Annotated in this window: 19 protein-coding genes; 9 read left to right on the forward strand and 10 right to left on the reverse strand. The window is 46.5% G+C overall.

Features of this window, described 5'->3' with window-relative positions; translation table 11 throughout:
• Positions 1–40: 40 nt before the first annotated feature.
• From BM202_RS04490 to BM202_RS04530, 9 genes are all read right to left on the reverse strand, one after another.
• Entirely contained in the window at positions 41–397 is a 357-nt protein-coding gene (locus BM202_RS04490) for a four-helix bundle copper-binding protein (protein ID WP_093823321.1), read from the reverse strand.
• A gap of 89 nt (positions 398–486) precedes the next feature.
• Positions 487–1,053 (reverse strand): AraC family transcriptional regulator, encoded by a 567-nt coding sequence (locus BM202_RS04495; RefSeq protein WP_093823323.1) that lies wholly within the window; start codon positions 1,051–1,053, stop codon positions 487–489.
• Between the two features lie 13 nt (positions 1,054–1,066).
• Entirely contained in the window at positions 1,067–3,328 is a 2,262-nt protein-coding gene (locus BM202_RS04500) for a TonB-dependent receptor (RefSeq protein ID WP_093823672.1), read from the reverse strand.
• A 74-nt stretch (positions 3,329–3,402) separates the two neighbouring features.
• Complete coding sequence (locus tag BM202_RS04505) at positions 3,403–3,849, reverse strand: HYC_CC_PP family protein (protein WP_093823325.1); 447 nt, start codon at positions 3,847–3,849, stop codon at positions 3,403–3,405.
• 181 nt (positions 3,850–4,030) lie between these two features.
• Positions 4,031–4,549, reverse strand: a complete 519-nt coding sequence (locus BM202_RS04510) for a DUF4494 domain-containing protein (RefSeq protein WP_093823327.1) — start codon at positions 4,547–4,549, stop codon at positions 4,031–4,033.
• A gap of 135 nt (positions 4,550–4,684) precedes the next feature.
• Complete coding sequence (locus BM202_RS04515) at positions 4,685–5,569, reverse strand: SDR family oxidoreductase (RefSeq protein ID WP_245776517.1); 885 nt, start codon at positions 5,567–5,569, stop codon at positions 4,685–4,687.
• Between the two features lie 89 nt (positions 5,570–5,658).
• Positions 5,659–6,498 carry a crotonase/enoyl-CoA hydratase family protein gene (locus tag BM202_RS04520; RefSeq protein ID WP_093823329.1) on the reverse strand — a complete coding sequence of 280 codons (840 nt, stop codon included), beginning with the start codon at positions 6,496–6,498 and terminating at the stop codon, positions 5,659–5,661.
• A 74-nt stretch (positions 6,499–6,572) separates the two neighbouring features.
• Entirely contained in the window at positions 6,573–8,078 is a 1,506-nt protein-coding gene (locus tag BM202_RS04525) for a DUF1501 domain-containing protein (protein WP_093823331.1), read from the reverse strand.
• Between the two features lie 105 nt (positions 8,079–8,183).
• Entirely contained in the window at positions 8,184–9,824 is a 1,641-nt protein-coding gene (locus tag BM202_RS04530; protein WP_093823333.1) for a DUF1800 domain-containing protein, read from the reverse strand.
• Between the two features lie 386 nt (positions 9,825–10,210).
• Between BM202_RS04530 and BM202_RS04535 the strand changes: the two genes are divergently transcribed.
• Positions 10,211–11,329 carry a trans-sulfuration enzyme family protein gene (locus BM202_RS04535; protein WP_093823335.1) on the forward strand — a complete coding sequence of 373 codons (1,119 nt, stop codon included), beginning with the start codon at positions 10,211–10,213 and terminating at the stop codon, positions 11,327–11,329.
• Positions 11,330–11,357: 28 nt separating this feature from the next.
• Here the strand turns inward: BM202_RS04535 and BM202_RS04540 are convergent, their stop codons facing one another.
• A complete protein-coding gene (locus BM202_RS04540; RefSeq protein WP_093823337.1) occupies positions 11,358–11,696 on the reverse strand; it encodes a hypothetical protein in 339 nt (112 codons plus the stop codon).
• Positions 11,697–11,828: 132 nt separating this feature from the next.
• Here BM202_RS04540 and BM202_RS04545 point away from each other — a divergent pair, with 132 nt between their 5' ends.
• The 8 genes from BM202_RS04545 to BM202_RS04585 all read left to right on the forward strand — a co-directional run bounded on the left by BM202_RS04545 (position 11,829) and on the right by BM202_RS04585 (position 20,614).
• Positions 11,829–12,425: an NAD(P)H-dependent oxidoreductase gene (locus BM202_RS04545; RefSeq protein WP_093823339.1), complete on the forward strand. Its 597-nt coding sequence runs from the start codon at positions 11,829–11,831 to the stop codon at positions 12,423–12,425.
• A 451-nt stretch (positions 12,426–12,876) separates the two neighbouring features.
• Positions 12,877–14,664 carry a tetratricopeptide repeat-containing sensor histidine kinase gene (locus tag BM202_RS04555; RefSeq protein WP_093823343.1) on the forward strand — a complete coding sequence of 596 codons (1,788 nt, stop codon included), beginning with the start codon at positions 12,877–12,879 and terminating at the stop codon, positions 14,662–14,664.
• Positions 14,665–14,696: 32 nt separating this feature from the next.
• A complete protein-coding gene (locus tag BM202_RS04560; protein ID WP_093823344.1) occupies positions 14,697–15,476 on the forward strand; it encodes a response regulator in 780 nt (259 codons plus the stop codon).
• A 459-nt stretch (positions 15,477–15,935) separates the two neighbouring features.
• Positions 15,936–16,967, forward strand: a complete 1,032-nt coding sequence (locus BM202_RS04565) for a hypothetical protein (protein ID WP_093823345.1) — start codon at positions 15,936–15,938, stop codon at positions 16,965–16,967.
• A 16-nt stretch (positions 16,968–16,983) separates the two neighbouring features.
• The gene (locus BM202_RS04570) at positions 16,984–17,430 is read left to right on the forward strand and encodes a hypothetical protein (protein ID WP_093823346.1); all 447 of its coding nucleotides are present in this window, start codon (positions 16,984–16,986) and stop codon (positions 17,428–17,430) included.
• Between the two features lie 34 nt (positions 17,431–17,464).
• Entirely contained in the window at positions 17,465–19,108 is a 1,644-nt protein-coding gene (locus tag BM202_RS04575) for a sensor histidine kinase (protein ID WP_093823348.1), read from the forward strand.
• A gap of 302 nt (positions 19,109–19,410) precedes the next feature.
• Positions 19,411–19,848 (forward strand): ester cyclase, encoded by a 438-nt coding sequence (locus BM202_RS04580; protein ID WP_093823350.1) that lies wholly within the window; start codon positions 19,411–19,413, stop codon positions 19,846–19,848.
• Positions 19,849–19,861: 13 nt separating this feature from the next.
• Positions 19,862–20,614, forward strand: coding sequence for an HpcH/HpaI aldolase family protein (locus tag BM202_RS04585; RefSeq protein WP_093823352.1), 753 nt, complete (start codon positions 19,862–19,864; stop codon positions 20,612–20,614).
• Positions 20,615–20,689: the final 75 nt, after the last annotated feature.

Here is a 20,689-nt window from a genome sequence, read left to right on the forward strand (position 1 = left end):
CAGCCATTTACGGCTTTTTCGGACACTTTTGTTACGTTCGTTATGCGTTTGCCGACATAGACCGACATTCATCAGCGCATTTCCGGCAGGCTTCAGCACAGGCTTTGCAGTGTGCATGATGACCCGCGTGTTTTTCGCATTCTTCCGCGCAGGCTTCGCACACTTCTGCGCACAGGACCATAAAATCGCGGGAGAAATCCGAGCCTCGGGCGTCTAACCGGCCGCACAGGGTGCAGATATCGGCGCAGTCGCGACAGAGTTTGATACAGGCCGTCATGTCATGCCCCTTCCCGTCTTTATCGCCCATTTCCAGGCAAGCCGTCACACAGCGTTCGCAGGCTTCAGCGCAGTCAAAACAAGTATCGACGTGAGTTCGATTGTGTTGCGTCATTTCCATAATCGTTGTTAACAGTTTAGTCGACCACCATTGGTCTGACAAAATAACCACCCGTAGTCGATAGGGTTTTTACATAATTATGGATGAGATTAAATCATATCCAAACTTCGTCGTTCTGCCTGAGTAGCTTTTCTAAACTGACCCGGCGTCTGGCCCGTCACCTGCCGGAACTGATTTGACAGGTGCTGCACGCTGCTATAATTCAACCGCCAGGCAATCTCGCTCAATGTCAGCTCATCATACCGTAGCCATTCTTTCACTTTTTCGATTTTGAGCGCAATGATGTATTTCTCCAGTGTATGGCCTTCGCTTGCTGAGAAGAGTCCACTCAAATACGAATACTCATAGCCGAGCTTGCGCTCCAGAAAGGCCGAATAGTTTTCAGCAGGCAGACGCTCGTTCTTCAGGTACTGAATTTCATTGATCAGAAACAGCTTTATGTGTTCGACCAGCGATTGTTTTTTATCGTCGATCAAATCGAACCCATTTGCCTGTAATATCAGCCGAACAGCATCAAGCGTTACGTCCGGCGGAAGCGTATCAACATCGACTTCGCCCAGTTCAACCCGGCCAACACTCAAACCTACCTTCTCCAGTTCTTCGCGCACGACCCGCTTACAGCGATCGCACACCATATTTTTGATGAGTAGTTTCATAAGTCCCGCGCGGTTAGATTTGAGGTTTAAACCGGAACCCTGCATACACCATCTGGCCCGTAATGGGGCCCCACACCCGTGATCCTGCATCGAAGCGGGGACCAAACGGGTCATCGGCCCCAATGATGGGATTTAGCTGGCGGAAACCCGTTAGGTTTTCACCCCCCAGATACACTTCCCAACCGCTTCTGAACGCCCGGCTAACCTGTGCGTTCAGGTTGTAGAATCCCGGCGAAAAATCAATCGGCATATTCTGGTAGCTGGAATGAACGTACCCCTCCCGTAGGTAGGGAATCCGTCGGGGACCGTTCCATTGCAATGTAGCGTCGAACTTCCACTTATCGAACGGAAGCGCATAGCCCGCATTAAGCAGGACCCGGTCGCGACTGACCATCATTTTGGGCAATAACCGTTCTTCACCGAATGGGCCGCCCATGCTTTGCTGGACGTCGAAAAGGCGATACGCAGCTTTCACCTCAAATCGTTTGGCAGGTTGTACGTTTAGTTCAGCCTGGAAACTATTGGCAAACGACCGGCCACCAACGCCCCGCTCGTTGGTCAGGTTGTAGAAATACAACTCGCCGGGATGCTCAATATCGACAATGAGTTGATTCTGAAAATCGGTTCGGTGATAATCGAGTACAAGCGACGCTTTTTTTCCGATCAACTGAAAATCATTGGTCAGGCTTAGTCCGTAATTCCAGGACACTTCGGGCCGCAATGCTTCATTTAAAAACACGGCCCTTGAACTAACCAGATAGCCAAAGTTCTCGGCGAAGGGATTCGGCACCCGGAAACCACGCCCGGCAGATGCCCGCAACGCTACGTTCTGACTGATGTTATATTTGAGGTGTGCTCTCGGTGTCCACTGCGCCCCGAACAGGTTATGGTAATCAAAGCGGCCACCCAGCACTAAGGTTAGTTTCTCGGGATACGTGTAGGTATATTCGGCAAAGACACCCGGCACTGACTCCGTACGTTTCGTCTGTATAAAGCCCAATTGTTCGCGATAATCGTCCAGCAAATAGCTAATACCCGCTTTATAAGCATGGTTTGTATTGCCAAGGATTGACTGGTAAATAAGGTTTGCGTAGAACGTTCGCTGCTGTCCTGAATAAGGTCGGTACCCGAAATTAGCGGTCTGCTCATGGTGAACGCCATTCAAAATCAAGCCCAGTCCTTTGTAGGGCGTATCGGGGTATAGTTTGGCCGTTTTCGAGAAAAATTCCAGCCGCTTCGTCGTGTTCCCGAAGCTGTAGCGCGACGTACCGAAGCGAGATAACTGGCCTCCGTCGCGATCTTCGTAGAGCGCTTTCACGCCAAACTGAGCCATGAACCGCTCACTGCTGTATTTGTACCGGTTGATGGCGTTGACCTGCGTGTAGAGCGGCAAATCTCGAAACCCGTCATCGTTCTGATCAATCTCGCGACGTAGCGTACTGGCATGACCCAACACGCCCATACTCCACTTTTTGTTCAGCGTTTTCGACCAGTTGGCATTACCTTCTATACGACCAAAACTGTTGACGTAGCCATTCAGAAACAGCTTGTTGACGTCATCGGGCTTTTGCAGTTCGACATTCATTTGTCCGCTCATTGACTCGTAACCATTCACAACTGAGCCCGCTCCTTTCCCTACGTCGATACTCGTGATCCAGGTACCGGGAATGTAGTTCAGTCCGAACGTAGTGGCCAGCCCCCGCACCGTAGGAATATTTTCGACGTTCGTCTGGACGTACTGACCGCCTAAACCCAGAAACTGAATCTGTTTCGCACCCGTAACGGCATCACTATACGACACGCTCACCGACGCATTGGTCTCGAAGCTTTCGGACAGGTTGCAGCAAGCCGCTTTTGCCAGTGTGCGCTGATTAATAAATTCAGTCTGAATAGGATTAATTCGGTCAATCTGGCCAGGTGCGCCAGACACGGTCACTTCCTGCAATGTCCGTTCGGCGCGAAGAGTAATCACAAGATCTTCAGCCGAGTTGCTGACCGTTAACGTATCAGAACGGTAACCAATGTAGCTAATAATTAGCCGATTCGTTGATGAGTTTGTTGCCAGTTGAAATCGGCCAACTGAGTCAGTTACTGTACCGGTAGACGTACCTGACCACAGGACTGTTGCGCCAACCAGCGGTAATCGTTTACTGTTAACTGTTTCCCCAACAGTACCGCGGATAATTATTGATTTGCCAGCAAGGGTTGAGTCGGATTGCGCCAATACTGGAATCGAAGTAGCCAGCAGGCTAATCCATATGAAAAGAAATCGCATGAGTTCATTAATTGAGATAAACACAATAATCTCCGTATCAAGCAGATACGGCAAATGTGACATCAATCAATGTATCAGAGAAGGAGTGTACTGTCGAGCGTTAGAATATCTCGTCCAGAAAGAGAAAGTGGCGATGAATAAGCCGAAACTGACGACGCGTTTTCAGTAAAGACCAGGTCGATAAGCCAGGCCATTACGCTCACAACCCCCGCAATAATGGTTTCGGTGATCGTTTTAACGATCTTGGCTACGAACTGGCTCAGCGAGGACGAAATATCGACGTTTTCGTAATGCTGTTGATCCTGGCAGCATTCCGTCTTTTTAAGGATCGTCTGGCCAAGTGGCATCGGTTGTTTATCCGTAGCGCACCCCTGCGATTTCACCTCGCTAAAGGCGACAACCATCGTTTTTTTATTACCGCGCATCTGGCACGAATGTTCAACCAGACCAAAACCGGTACTGCTTAGCAGCACGACGCAGGCCATGAGGAAGTTGAACAGTTGGAACAGAGTACGTTTCATAATGGGTCAAATATCCGTATCTATCCAATTCAACGCAAGTGTAATTGAGTAAAAGGCGGGAATTATATAAAAATCAAATGCCATCCTGTAATAACTGTTAACCCCTAAATCCCCTGAAGGGGACTTTGCACACATTTGGACAAAGTCCCCTTCAGGGGATTTAGGGGTTAATCATATCTCATTAAACTGTCTCTGGTTCAGGGCTTACCAGTTCGCTAAGCGGACGTAGATTCCGTTTCTCCTCTTCATTATACGGGAAGACTTCCAGAATTTTAGTGGTATTCACGTCTGTAATCTCGAACGGATCAAGGGCCGTTTTCAGGCTTATCTCCACATACTCATACGCCTGTTTGGGCGTTTCGGCATTCACAAGCATTACGCTCGGTGTTTTCTTCTGCTTACCCGATTTTTCATCTTCGGTAATAAACATTGCCTTTACCTTGAACCAAATTTCACCCGCGTCTTCGTTATGAAACACATCGGCGAGTTTCATACGCGAGATGTTCGTAATCTCGAAATCAGGCGTGTTGGCAGCAATTTCCTGATAGAGCCGCCCTTCGGCGTCAGTATAACTAACGGCGTCGACTAAATAGGCTTCAGTTACCGTCTTTTGCTTGATAAACTCTTCGTTCCGGGTACCGACGTTCGAGTCGTCGATGGGTTGCTGATAGCGGATTTTTCCGAGAAACCAGTTAGGCATTGTAAAGGATTTTGGTACGTAAATAGAACAAAAACAAGGGCGCAAAGGTGCGGAATTAATGATGAATTATGAATGATAAATGATGATTTCAAACGTATTTTTTCATCATTTATCATTCATAATTCATCATTAATTTTATTCCTTTTTACTCGCCTTATTCGCCTGTCGGACCGTTTGCTCGATCATGTCCCACTGCTCGGGTGTTACGTTCTCCAGGTGGCTGAATTCGCCCGCCATTAATACCTCGCCCCCGTCGATCGTGATGCTTTCGCCGGTGATATAGCTCGAATAATCCGATAGCAGGAAAGCAGCCAGATTAGCCAGTTCGCCGTGTTCGCCCACGCGATGGAGGGGGATGCGACTAGTGGGGTCCATCATGCTGGCCAATGGTTCAGGAAAGAGCCGATCCCAGGCACCTTTGGTTGGAAACGGACCCGGCGCAATGGCATTGAGTCGGATACCATATTTCCCCCACTCGGCCGCCAGTGATTTCGTCATAATCAACGCCCCGCCCTTCGCCACCGCCGAGGGCACTACGTAGCCCGATCCCGTGGTGGCGTAGGTGGTTGAGATGTTCAGCACCGTACCAGGAATTTTGTTTTCAATCCAGTATTTACCAACCGCCAGCGTAAAGTAGTACGTTCCGCGCAGGACGATGTCAACCACCGTATCGAACGCTTTGTAGGACAGCCGTTCGGTTGGGCTAATAAAGTTTCCGGCTGAGTTATTGAGCAAGCCATCAATCTTCCCGAACTTTTCAATTGTTCGAGCAATGACGTTTTCGATTTCTACCGGATTGCGAACATCACAGGCAACAGCCAAAACCTGACCGCTGGTCTCATCTATCAACTCTTTCGCCGTGGCATCCAGCACCGTCTGTCGACGACTGCAAATCGTGACGTTAGCACCAAGTTGCAGCAAATACCGGCTCACCGATTTGCCGAGACCCGTGCCTCCACCGGTTACAATAATGGTCTTTCCTTTCAGCGCGTCGTCGCGCAGCATGCCGGTTACGTTCATAATTTAAAGAGTGAAAGAGCGAATGAGTGAAAGAGCGAAAATCGGTGCGTTAGTCACTCTTTCATTCCTTCACTCATTCGCTCATTAAGTTAATATCCCCGATTTGTCTTCTTGTTGAATTCGGCTTTTCGTTTCTCCATTGTGGCCTGCATTGCTTCGCTGAAGTCGTGGGATTGGAGTTGACTGGAATTCCAGACTGCTACGTATTGAAGACCGTCCTCAATGGATTTATTAAGGCTATAGTTGAGCACCTTTTTGGCACCTTGCACGGCGGATGCCGGATTGTCGGCGATTTGGCGAGCGAGTTTAATGGCCGCTTCAAATAAGGCGTCGGGTGTGTCATACACGTGATTGACAAGACCAATACGTTCGGCAAAAGCCGCATCGTAGTCGGCACCAGTAAACGCCATTTCGCGGGTGAAACCCTGCCCGATAACAGGCGGCAGAAACTGCAGACCGCCAATGTCGGGCGTGATGGCAAGTTTGGCTTCGCGCAGGCTGAACTTTGCGTCGCGGGAACAGAGACGGATATCGGCAGCCGCAATCATGTTTACCCCTCCGCCAATGCACCAGCCGTGTACCGCGGCAATGACCGGCTTGGGCGACTCATGCATTTTCTGAAAACCAGCCTGCATCTGCCGAATCTGGGCCATGAGATCGACACGCTGATGAGCCAGCACCGTACCGGTGGTCATGGTACCCAGCAGCGGCATCATCGTCTGCACATTGAGCCCGTAGCTGAAGTGGTCACCACTCCCCCGGAAAATAACACACCGGACATCGGGCATCCGGTTGATCGCGTCCATCGCTTTGGGCATTTCTTCCCAGAACTCCGGCCCCATCGCATTTCCCTTTCCAGGGCCAAGTAACGTAACGGTTAACACACCGTCGGTAAGTTCAACTGATATTGATTGATACGTCTGATCCATAACCTATAGTATGCTTGCATACGGTTCGCGTAAAAGTAGCAGATTAACCGAATACAACGCAAGGATCAAACTACCTAGCCCGTCATTTTGATTGAATAAGGACCGGTAAAATTCAGTTTACCTTCCAGCCGAATATTTTTAACCATAATGGTCTGATCGACCGTCATGGTGTGACCCGCATTCACTTTAACGAGTTCATTAGCAAACGGCATTCGTCCAACCGTCCAAACGTTTTTGTCTTTCCAGTTGCCCGATGCCACGGTCTCGATCGTGTCAGAGAATAAGGAAACGGTCGGAAATTCACGGAAGAGTAATGAATTGGTCGTTGCGTGCGCTGTACCAAACCAATCATTGAGAATGTCGGAATAGACCCGCCGAAAGTCAATTTGCATACCGATTTCTTTGCTACCCGATTGACCTATCAGGTTGGCCAGATCGGGGTTTTGACCAATGGTCCGGTGTTTCAGGCCGTTGCCGAATACAAACATCGGGGCCGCAACCCCATGATCGGTACCCTTCGAGTTATTGGAGTTCGCCCGCCGACCAAACTCTGAAAACGTCATCCCAACCACTCTATCTTCCGTTCCCTGTAATTTCAAATCCTGCTGAAACGTGGCGACGGCCGTGGAAAGTTTACCCAGCAACGTAGCATGAGTGCCCTGCGTTACGTCTGTATCGACCTGCCCGGAGTGGGTATCAAATCCGCTAAGCGACACAAAATAAATTTTGGTTTTCAGGCCACCATGAATCAGCCGGGCCACAATTTTCAATTGATCGGCCAACGAGTTTTTGGCCGTAGCATCTGGATAGGCCGCCAGATTCTGGCCCGCATCAGCGGCTTTTTTTATTTCGGATGCATAGCCAACCGACAGTGCCTGTTGCTTGCGAATAAAAGCGACCAGATCACCGGCATCGCAACAGGGAAGATCGCCGGGCGAGGTGCCATTTCCCGACCCAACCAGTTGATAGAAACTGTTCGGATCGCTCAGCGCAATTCCCATTGATTGTTGACTTCCCAGCAAGGCCGTTGACGTAAGATAGCCAATCTGAATCGCCAGCGGATCTTCCATCTGCGCATTCGGGTAGCCAGCTGGATAGCCCGGAAACTGGTTTTCGAGATACCGCCCGGCCCAGCCCGAGTTAGAGGTCTGATTGGCATCAACGGCCGTCATCCAGATGTCGGTGGCGCGGTAATGCGACTGGTCGGGGTTAGGATACGAAACCGAGTGCAGAATGGATAACTTGCCATTATTATACAGGTCGCGCAGGCCCGTCATGGCGGGGTGAAGGCCCGTAGCCGGATTACCGTCCAAACCAAGAATGGCCCCTTCCGGAATAGCGATATTGCTACGTAGGCCATTATACAACGAATACTGATCGCGGGGAATGACCATATTAAGCCCATCGTTGCCACCATTGAGGTAAATAATGACCAGTACCCGATCACTGGCAAGCGCGGTTGTACCCAGCAGCGACTGCACCAGTACCGACTGACGCGACATGGCTTTCAGTCCAAATCCATTAAGCATCACCGGCAGTAAACTCGCCGAGGCCGCCGTTAAAAAGTCTCTTCGTTTCATAAAAAGAGTTGATAGTCGTCAGTCGGTAGTCATCAGCCAACAGTTGCCAGTCGATACGTCCTTTTTATCAACTGCTCACGACTCTTGACTGATACCTATTGACTATTACGAAATATGGTATTCGGCCATGCGGAGCATGTATTTCATCAGGTTTTGTAATCGCCAGGTGACTCCATTCCGTTTGTTGGTATCGGTTGGCGCCGTGCGGTATGCATTCCATTCAAACGTCCAGGACGAGCGGGGAATGCCTTGCATCATAATGGTGTCAATCAGGAAATCCTTCTGCGATTGAAACAGGTCGGTAGCGAACAGATTTTTAGAAAAAGCAACCTGGACATCAACGCAGGAGATGGGAGCCGTGCCCGCTACGTCCGAAAAGTTAGGCTGTAACGAAGTTGCCCAGGCCAACACATCGATGCCCATTTTGTAGCCCGGCTTAACCTCCAGCCAACGCCATATGTACGCATCGGTGTAATCACTACGTAGCGCAATGGTGGTCGTGTTCATCCATATTTTCGAGTAGCCCGTCTGATAGTAAGGCTCATACCCAAATACTGACGGCTGATCGATGAGCGCCATTTGCATATCATACATACGCCAGAACATGAAATCGAAATAGACTTTAAAAGCTGCATAATCCGTCGTCATGTCCGGCACTGGCTGGTTAAAAAAGCGCATGGTTCCAACAGCGAGTTCAACCGGTGATTTAACAATAGCGCCCCGATTCGAATCATCGAAAAAGATCTGACTTGTCAGCAGTTTCACAATCACCGGCTGAATCGCGTAGTTATTTTGCGCACTGGCAAAAAACTGCGCCAGAGGAATAATCACATTATCCTCAATGGTTTGTGTAACGTTCGGGTTAACGTACCAGCGATACAATTTCCGGCAAATGAATCGGGGCGTCTGCGGATGTTTCAGCAGCATCGTTACCAGATCATTTAATTCGTCGTCGCCCGCGGTGGCGGTTGATCGCCCTACGATGGTGTTATTTGGGATCGTATTGTTGTAGCTGGCTGAAAAGACTTTATCCAGCTTGTCGTGTTTGGAAAGCGTAAATGTGGTGCCAAAACTTGTTGAACCCACCACCCACGAATTAGTATTTTTCCAGCCCGTCAGCACGCGAGCGACAGCTTTTACATCATCTTCGCTGTAATTTTTATTACCTGCAAAATCAAAAGCGCCCACCGTAAAGAGTTCTTGAAGTTCACGAGCATAATTTTCGTTGGGTTTACCTACCTCATTTTCATTCCCGTTCAGATATGCCAGCATAGCTGGTTCTTTACTAATTTTGGTAACTAAGGTTCGAAAATTTCCCAGCGCATTATTGCGCAATAGTTGTAAATACTGATACACATATCGATAATCACCAACTATAGTAAAGGTGGTCACAAAATGATTCTGCCAGAACAGGGTCAGTTTATCAAGTAAACTGGGTAGGGCAGTTTGCGATGTCATCAAGCCCAACCACCAATGGCGTAGATAATTCCCAAAATCAAAAGCTCGGTCGCCGTTGAAAGGTTTGTCAAGATACGTTTGCCCGGCCGTTGGCTGTGTGCTATCCAGATCAATTGGGGGCGGGGGCGAATAGTTAGCGTTATTGATAAGTTGTTGCACCGCCTGAGCAGCCGTCAGGCCCGTAAAGTTGGTAATCTCTGTTTGTGTAGGTCCGAAGGTTGCCCGTCGAAGTAAATGCGCAGCGGTGGCAGCGGTAAGTGGCTGAGTGTACTGGTCCAGATAAGGCATTTAATCAGTACGTTAGCGTTATAATGAGTTAGTAAATAATTATTTCAGACAGCCTGCCGTTCAATCAACAAAAGAGAGAAAAAAACTGGACTTTATCAACCCTTAATTAGCTAAACTGTTAAATAAGTTTACATTTTATTTAAAATAAAAATTAACAATTAACAGCGTTGATCTTTTCATTCTTCCGGTAAAAATACAGGTCCGGCTACTTTCATATATATTGATATGATGGGATAAGTCTACTGAAATTACCATAGACAAGTTATTGATAATCAATAATTTCAAAGCTTATCAATAAACAATTTAATCCCCTATTGCACAATTACCGATAGAAACCATGACATTCGACAGACAATAAATCAACCCTGATACGGTTCTGGCCATCTATGCATTTCGATACCCTTGCCCTCCATGCAACGCACCAATCTGACCCCACGACCGGGGCGGTGGTGCCTCCCATTCATTTATCAACTGCATTTGCCCGCAACGAAGCCAATGAGTTGCCCGCAGGCTACATTTATACCCGGCCTAATAATCCAACTCGTGAAGCCCTAGAAAAAGCACTCGCTACGCTCGAAGGTGGGGCCGTTGGGATGTCGTTCGGATCGGGGCAGGCGGCTACGATGACGCTTTTTCAAGCCCTTCGGCCAGGTGACCATGTGCTGCTGTCAACCGATGCGTACTATGGCACGCCCGCCCTGCTCGAACAGGTATTTCACCCGTGGGGACTCACCTACACACGTGTAGACATGACTGACCTCGATGCGGTGCTGGCATCCATTCACGAAAATACCCGTGTGATCTGGTGCGAAACACCGTCCAATCCCATGCTAACTATCACGGATTTGCTGACGGTAAGCCGGATAGCGCATGACGCCGGTGCAATTTGCGTGTGCGACAATACCTGGGCCACTCCCGTTCTACAACGTCCCCTCGAACTCAACTGTGACGTAGTGATGCACTCGGCGACAAAGTACCTCAGCGGCCATAGCGACGTACTGGGTGGTGCACTGATTTTTAAGCATAATAATGAGTTTACGCAGCGTGTTCGTCAGTTGCAGAGTTTATCCGGAGCGGTACCGTCGCCTTTTGATTGCTGGCTGATCAGTCGGGGCATTAAAACGCTGGGGATTCGGGTGCGGGCGCAGACGGCTACTGCGAAAGTCGTGGCGGAGTTCTTAAACGGGCATCCTGCCGTAGAGACAGTCCATTATCCGGGTTTGCCCAACCATCCCGATCATATTCTGATTCAACAACAGATGAACGAACCGGGGGCTATGTTATCGGTGCAGGTCAAGGGGGGAGCCGAAGAGGCATTACACTTTATTGGTAAACTAAAACTTTTTACGCGGGCAACCAGTCTCGGTGGAGTAGAAAGTCTGATTGAACATCGGGCCAGCGTTGAAGGACCAAACTCCAATACACCCCAAAACCTGCTACGTATCTCAATTGGCCTTGAGCACGCAGAGGATTTAATCGCCGATCTGGCGCAGGCACTGAGGTAATACGTTATCGTGCTGACAACGTATTACCTCATTTATATTTTTTCGGCAAAACCGGCTTCATAGGCCTGAGGAATTGCGTTGGTGGTTCTTCAGGCTTTCCATATTTCCTGAACGAACGTAGCATGGTATAGTGTGTCGATGAATCGGGGATTTTTACGGCCATATTATCCAATGTGGCCCGCATGACAGTCGATCGGCCCGCCTGATACCGATAAAATGAGTTATTGGGTCGTCGATTCGGCATTGGATCAGGCGAATCCACACGGAGTGGAAAAACTTCCGGCACAGAATCCCGGCGAATCGATTGTGCTGGAACCTGGGCGTACCCTACATTCGTGAGTACCAATAAACAAAGTAGCCGTTTCATAACAAAAAGACATAATAATGACTTGATGTAAAGACCCAATAAATTCCACACAGGTTGCATTGTTTCTGCATGCTGCTCCCGGAAACTAAAGGCTAAACGCCGGGGTTTTCTAACCAAATTGACCTGAATCCAATGAAAATTACCCTGATTGCTACCTCACCGCGTAAGAACAGCAATTCACTACGCTTTGTGAGCTACCTCCGGCACCTTCTGGCTGAGGAGGGCCAGCATGACGTTACGATACTAGATTTTGAGCAGTACGATGTTCCATTTGTTGGCCAGGGAGCTGTAAAAAGAGAGACACTAACCCCGTTTCAGGCCCAGTTGATCAACGCCTGGGAAGCGGCCGATCTGGTACTTTTCGCCATGCCTGAGTACAACTGGACAGCACCACCACAGGCCACCAATCTGGTTCATCAATTGGGTGGCCCAACCTTCAAACATCTGTTTGAGAACAAAGTATTCGCCATGGCGGGTATCTCGAACGGACGTGGCGGGCGGCAACCCGCGCTGGATATGACAACAGTGGTGAATAAACTGATCAGTTTCACCAATAGCTACTCTATCGTATCACCGAAATTATACGAGTCGCACGAGACGGATAAAAATTTAGATGAACAGGGTCATTTTGTTGGTCACGAAGTATATGAACGTACCGCAAAGGCGTTTCTGCACTATACTTTAAACGTGGCGCAACGCTGGATGACTTCGAGTTTGGTCGAGAAATAGACGCATAATCCGACATATTCTCAGTATGTCCAGCTACAAGAGGGTGCCGTTATCAAGCACCCTCTTGTAGCTGGACGAAATACGTGCAGACTACCCAACAAGGCTGTTTTTAGATCCTATTCTCCCGTGACAGAGACTACAGCCTTTCAGTAAATATATTGATGTAAGACAGTTTAAAGTATGATCTTGCATTTATCTTTAATTGTTGGTAGAACACAATCTGTTTGCCATAAAGATGATGCGTCATGTTCTTCTCTGCAACCCATCCACACAGTCCTATCAGGGTATTAAGACAGCCTTCACCGGCACGTTGATCTTGCCCACTTTCGGTTAACATCTCAACAGGCTTATGCTGCTACCAGTTTTTCAGGCGGAATTTACTTGATAGACCGAATCGGGTGGTTTCATAAGGTACGTATCTTTTTATACCAATCGACAGCGATTACTTTCCATGAAGATTGCCATACAATTCCTCTTGTTTAGCTGCGTATGTATCTGTGGCCAGATCAGTTATGCGCAAAAAGCCAATAAGGAGCGAGATAGTTTACTTCAAATTCTGCCCAAACTTCCCCAGGATTCTGTACGATTTGAAGCATTGTATACCATTGGCAATAGCTACAAAGCCACCAATGCCTACAAAGCCCGCCTGTATGCGACGCAGGCCTTGCAACTAGCCCAGCAATTACATATGGATGTTGCCGAAGCGGATGCTTACAATCTCATTAGTGCTACGTATCGAATTGAAAGCAATTACCCGTTGGCCAAAACGTATCTTCTGCGAGCCATTCCCATTTGGGATCAGATGAAAAAACCAAAGGGATTGAGTCAGGGTTATAATAACCTCAGCAATATGCTGATTGAAGGAGAGAAAAATTATGATCTAGCTCTCGTCTATGCGAAGAAAGCCCTGGAAATTAACACAAAGGAAGGGCTGACGAAGTATATTCCTGAGACCTACAATCAGATTGGGCTGGTTTATAAAAATAAGGGTAACCTCGAGCAGGCTCGCTATTATTTTCTTGAAGCGGCACGACTGACCGAAAAAGGCCCGGCAGACAAACAGGCCAATCTGAGCATGTTTTTCAATAATCTTTCGAAAGTAACGCTTGAGCAGGGACAGCCCAAAGAAGCACTTGCCTGGGCGCAACGGGCAACAACGATCAACCAGCGCTTCGACAATCAGCTTTCAATGACCTACAGCCTGGAAAATACAGCTCGCGTTTATGCCAGCCTTGGCAATTTAAAGCAAGCTGAAACCCTGTTTGCCCAGGCACTTACGCTGGCGAATCAGTTGAAGGCACCAAAACGAGTACTGGACATTTACAAGACGATGAGCGACAGCTATCAGCAGGCGGGCAAAACGAGCCAGGCCTTAGCTGCCTACCAGCGGTTTCATACACTCAGCGATTCCGTGTTTACTGTTGAGCGGGGCCACCAATTGAATGAACTGCAAATTCAGTATGAGACGACTGAAAAAGAACAGCACATTAATCAGCTTAACCGGGAGAGCGAACTGCACCAGCGACAGATGATTTATCTGGGTAGCGGCAGTGGGCTGCTGTTGTTATTATTGGGATTTTCGGGCTGGCAATACAGACGTATCCAGCGTAGCCGCACCCGGATCAGCCAGCAGTCCGATAAGCTTGAGTTACTTATTAAAGAACTGCACCATCGGGTAAAAAATAACCTGGCGCTGGTATCTGGTTTATTGAATCTGCAATCCTACCAGCCCTATAATGAACAAACGCTTCAGGTTGTCAGGCAACGTATTGAAGCCATGTCGCTCATTCACCAACGGCTTTATCAAACCGATTTGTTGACGCAGGTCAATATCTTCGATTACCTGACGGATCTAACGGAAAGTCTGCTACGTGCCTACGGTTTTCAACCCAATGAGCTTGACCTTACCATCGCCATCAAAGTGGAATGGCTGGATGTAGATCAGGCGATACCACTCGGTCTGATAGCGAACGAGGTTATTACGAACGCTCTGAAATACGCTTATCAGAAGATTGACCATACCCCCTCTTTGCACATATCCCTGACGAACGAGACGGCCCTTCTGTTTGAAGTAACCGACAACGGCGCGGGGTTCGATCCGGCAAAGTGGCAGAAACCCAACGGCTCATTTGGCAAACAATTAATTAAAGCATTGTCTGCCCAGCTAGGTGGCTCTTATGAGCTTGACACAGGATCAACGGGCACTCATTTCCAGTTGCGTATGCCCAAAATAGCCTAACTTGCACGACCTCTTTACTCATAATCAAAAACATGCTTACAACCTCTACTGAGCCGACTTCCATTCTGATTGTCGAGGATGAAGCAATCCTTGCCCTGGATCTTTGCGTTCGTCTTGAAGCGGAAGGATATACCATCGTTGGCACGGCAACAACGGGCCGACAGGCGCTGGCCTTATACGAACAACAACCTGCCGATATAATCATTTGTGATATTAACCTGCGTGGCGATTGGACCGGTATTGACACCGCCAGGAAACTGAAAGCCCACCGTCCCGTACCAGTTATTTACCTGTCGGCCTTAACCGACCGCATGACGCTCGATCTGGCCAAGGATACCAAACCGGCCGCCTACCTGACAAAACCCGTTACAACCGATAGTTTGCGCATTGCCATTGAAATCGCCCTGAGCAACTTTGCGGAATTATCGTCAAAACCTAAAACTCCGGATTTGCAATCAATTCCCCTCACTGCCCGCGAGGGTGAAGCGATTCTTCAGGTAGGTGAATATATCTTTATCAAACAGAACTATCAGTTCGTCCGTCTGCACCAGGCCGAAGTGCTTTATGCTGAAGCAGAGGACAAATACACTACGTTGGTGACGACTACCCGCAAGTTCGTTCTACGGCTGTCTCTGGCGGTTTTACTGCAACGACTCATGGATATGACACTGGTGCGCGTGCATCGTTCATACGCCGTAAATTTAGGTCGTGTCGATTCGTTTAACGATTACGAAATACAGGTTCCCGGACAGACACTACCCCTTGGCCGAGTGTATAAAGATGATTTTTTACGTCACTTTCGTGTACGATAGTTGAGTAACGCAGTTCTTACACCCAAAAATCGGCAGTTAGCTACGTGTTTCCCGTCGTTCACGGCATTTTTTAATCTAGATGGTAACTATAGATTATCTTTGATATATATCAGTTCATAAAACTGTCTTCTCTATGACCCTATTTTACGAACCTATTCCCCGCATCTGGAAGCCAACCCACGCTTGCCTACCTGTTTATTCGGTGGTCCTGCCAGTATATATATAACCTGCTACGTCTGTTACCCAACGGGCAGCCCATATCATAGCCAACATGTTAACCTTGTATCGTGGACGGGCAATCTTCTCATTTAGCTCGATAATGGTTTGGGGAGATGCTACCTGGTCTGGTCCTTCACGATGGTGTCACGAATGCAGTTCATCGATGAAAAAGCGTGCGTTTGAGGTTTTTCAGCACACCATTTTCCAGCTTACCCTAAGCCTGTTTCATTTTCACTAAGTATGAAAAAAATAGTACGTACGCTTTTTACTTTATTGATCGTCGGGCTAATGCTGTGCTCCGTACATCAATCATTTGCCCAGCGAACGCAAATCAGAGGATTTGTAGACGCGCTCACTTATTATCAGGGGGGGAAATTAAATTTTGGATTGGGCGAACAGGATCTTTTTATTACGTCCGAATTGAACGAGCGTTTATCATTTCTTGGCGAAACCGTTTTCAAATATTCCGCGGATTCACCCACGCTGTTTGATATAAGTATTGAACGGATAATTATGAAATACAACTACGCCGGCAATCACAGTGTATTGATTGGAAAACATCATACCCCCGTTAATTACTGGAATGATACGTATCACCACGGACGCGTATTTTTTCCAACCATTGAACGGCCACTGGTTTTTTCTGAAGGCATAATTCCACTTCATACAACCGGGGTTAGTCTACAGGGGCAAAATCTCGGAAATATTCGTTTCGGTTATGACTTAATGGTAGGTAATGGATTAGGCTCCAGCGATCTGGCAGATAATGATAAATTCAAATCTGTAACGGCTGCCATGCATATAAAACCGGTGGATGGTTTACGGCTTGGCGCTTCCTTTTACCATGATGTTATCTCAGGTGGATCGATCCTTCACAATCACGCGGGCGGATCGCCAATGATCATGTCTCAGGTAAATCAGAATCTGGTTACAGGATCGGTTGCTTATTTTTCCAAAAAGTATGAGCTGCTGGTTGAAAGCACGATGGCGATGAGTAAATCGGATTCACTTGGCATGCAGAATACGATTGCCACCTATGCATATGCGGGCCTGAAAGTCACGGAAAAATTCATACCGTATGTTCGATTCGATGACATTCAGTACAAAAACAAAGAAGTGTACTTTTCTAATAACAATGCCCAATCGTTCATTGGTGGCTTACGTTATGAGTTAAATTATCTGGCTGTTCTTAAACTTGAATACCAGTATACAAAACGACAGATGTCTACTGACACAGATAAATTAACTCTTCAACTAGCCATCGGTTTTTGAACAACGTATTACGCTTATGAATTGGATTTACCAGCTTTCGATCGGTATAGCCGTAGCTCTTTTTTACGACGGATTTTCGCCAAAATCGCAGGACGTTAACCTGGCGATAATTGGCAATGCAAAAGGGGTGCCGGCAGAGATGAACATAAATCAACTGAAGTCGACTATGAAAGGCGAAAAACTTCGCTGGCCCGATGGCAGCAAAGTTGTTATAGCCCTCATGAAAACGAATACGTCAATAGGTCAGAACACGAGCAAAAAAATCTATAATATGAGTTCTGACGAATTGAATAAATACTGGCTCGCTTTAGTGTTTCAGGGCAAGGCAGACGCCCCTAATTTTTTCAATTCTGAAAGTGAGCTGGAAGAATTCGTAGCGCAGACAAAAGGATCGATTGGCGTTGTTAATCAGGTTTCGCCCACAAACAGAGCTATACTAATTGACGGAAAAAAGTTTTTATGAGACATAAGTAGCATTCAGACTAATAAACTAGTTGATGTCAAAAATTACAGGCCTAATACATGAAATTCTTCTTGTCCGGAAGGTATTGCCCGTACGTTTAACTGTCAAGACTAAAATATGGATGACAGTCATTACTATTGTCCTGTTATTTTCATTCTTTGTCTTGCTATACCTACCTGCTATTCAGGAGCGAAGCCTTTTAAGTAATTTTAATAAAGAGGTTCAGAACCATGCTAATACCGTTGCCCTTGGCGTGAAGATTGCTATGACTGAGCAAAATTTCGAAGGAGTAAAAACTGCGATGGATTTTGTTAAAAAAGATCCGCATTTAGAGTTCGTAAGTTTACTACAAATTGATACTACATGGAGTAAGAATCATTCAGAATATAAAATAAATAAAACTATTTTCAAAACGTTTCCGGAAGATAAAAAGATAGACCTGAATGCGTTGTCAAATGATTTTAGAATTGTAAAACGAGCTTCGTTTATGACTCCATTGATGAATGGAGAAATTTTATTAGCCTCATCAACAGAAGAAATCATTGAAACTAAAAAACAGATACGTATTACCTCCTTACTTTTTAGTATTTTAGTTTTTACCGTTGGAATTGTTATTGGATTTGGCTTAGCGAAGAATATATCAGTACCCGTACTGGAACTAAGAGATGCGGCCACAAAAGTAGGTAACGGCGACCTCACTCAACGAGTTAATAGTAAATCGAGGGATGAAATTGGCGAGCTTGGCATTGCTTTCAATAAAATGGTTGCCGATTTGTCCAGGGCCAGCAAGGAAATAGAAGACCGCACGAATGAATTAGTTTTAGAAAAGAAAAAATCCGATGAGTTGCTCGAAGACCTAAAGAAAACATTAGCTGACCTCAACGAAACACAAGAGCAACTGATAGGCCAGGAAAAGCTGGCTTCCATAGGCCAGTTAACAAAGGGCCTCCTTGATCGGCTTCTCAACCCACTGAATTATATCAATAACTTTTCTGCTGTATCAAAAGATTTTTTACTGGAAAGCAAAGAGCTAATTGAGGTAGAGAAATACGTATCAGATGAAGTTATTCGTGATGATTTAATCCCATTACTGAATATGACTGAAGCCAACGTTGACAAAATACTCGAGCATGGGACTAGTTTATCCCGTATAATCAGAAGTATGAGTAAACTACTAAAGGTTAAGTCAACTATTTTTATTGATACCAACATCAATTCGTTCCTTGATAATCAGATTGTCAAATATTTGCAGGAAACAAAGCAGAATAATGATGATTTCTCCGCACAAATAGTTACTGATTTTGCGGCTAAAAATTGTACAGTCAAGATATTACCTACAGAGCTGGGTTCTGTTATTCATAGTATGTTAAATAATGCGCTTTATTCACTGAAGGAAAAAGCGTCGACAGATAAAACTTTTGTACCAAAGCTAATCTTAAAGACAACTTGCGGAGGGGATTTCGTCGAGTTAAGAATAGAAGACAATGGCAAGGGGATTTCGGCTAATGAAATAAAAAATCTTTTCCTGCCATTCTTCACGACAAAACCAACATCTAAAGGTACTGGCTTAGGGTTGTATATGAGTCAAGATATTATTAAGGCCCACAAAGGAACGATATCTGTAGACACGCAGGAAGGTCAATATACTGCCTTTTTGATTCGCTTACCTACCGTTTAATATACTTTTCTCGATTGCAGTTTTACGTACTTCTACCTATAACTCAATATTTCAATCCCTCCCATTTTCTTACACACAAAAGTGAGTAGTTTGCTCCGTCTAAGCTGTCGTTCACGGCGTATTTTTCCTTGGTTCATTATCTACGTAGTAGATTTGATCATGTTTCAAGGAAGATACGCCATGCTGAGTTTTGAACGTACTGATCTTGATAGGCCTTCCGCTTCTTTCCACATCCATTAGAAGTATACTCTTTTTTAATCAATTCTGCCTGCGGGTAGATCAAACCACTTAACTAGTTCACCATGACAACTACAAAAGTTAGCACAGTAGAACAGAACAAAGCTGTAATGCGCAAGATTGTGAATGGAAACGATGCCAGAGAATTCTATTCCTATCTTGACGACGTAGCGGAAGATTTTGTAGGACATACCGCATTTGTTCCTGATGACCTGCATGGCAACAGGTCGTTGAGTGAATTTTTTTATCTGACCGAAGAAGTCGCTTTCCCGGATGGTTTTCATGTCATTCACAACTTGTTTGGCGAAGGAGATCTGGTGACGCTGGAACTTTCCTACAAAGGCACCTTCACCGGACCATTACCCAATGGAACACCGCCAAACGGAAAAGTATGTGAATTTAAATACAATATGATCAGCCGGTTCGCCGATGGTAAACTGGCTGAGTTATGGTGGTATTCGTATGACTCGTATACGCTCATGAAGGAACTGGGCATGATTTAAAAATCAATAAATCATGAATTTAAGGCAAAAACTTCATTCTGGTGAGATAGCTTATGGCTTAACCTTAACAATTGGTACGCCCCAAATTGCAGAATTGGTTGCTAATCTTGGTTTCGACTGGATCTGGATTGAGACAGAACATACGACAATGAGCCTGGATACTATTCTGGCTCAGTTACAGGCCATTTCGGGTACCGGGACAAAAGCTGTTGTGCGTGTTGATTGCAATGACCAGACAACCATCAAACGGGTGCTGGATACGGGCCCCGATGGCATACTTATTCCCTCCGTTAATAGCCTGGAAGATGCTGAGAAAGCCATAAAATTTACCAAATATCCTCCCCTCGGCGAAAGAGGAATTGGCCTGGCCCGTGCTCAGGGGTATGGCCTTAAGTTGGCCAGCTACATAAAGTCGGCCAACGATGAAGTGGCAACGATTTTTATGATTGAGCACATTCTGGCGGTTCAGAATATTCATGAGATTCTTCAGGTTGAAGGGTTAGATGGCGTTATTATCGGAGCACTGGATCTGGCTGGAAGTATGAACCTTCAAAATGATCTGTCAAATCCTTTGATTGAAATTGAGGTTCAGAAGGTATTGGCTGCCTGTAAAAAAGCGGGTATTGCCTGTGGCGCTTTTGTAGGCGATCCCAATCAGGCAAAAGCACGAATTCAGGAGGGTTTTCGCCTGCTGACATTAGGTGCGGATGTACTGCTATTGGCATCTTCAGCGAAGAACGTCCTCGATTCAGTGAAAAAAGCCTGATGCTAAATGGCTCCCGTTTAAATTGATTGATATAACCTGTATCAATCAATTTAAACGGGAGCCATCAAAGCAAGA

This window comes from Spirosoma endophyticum, assembly GCF_900112365.1.
GTDB lineage: Bacteria > Bacteroidota > Bacteroidia > Cytophagales > Spirosomataceae > Spirosoma > Spirosoma endophyticum.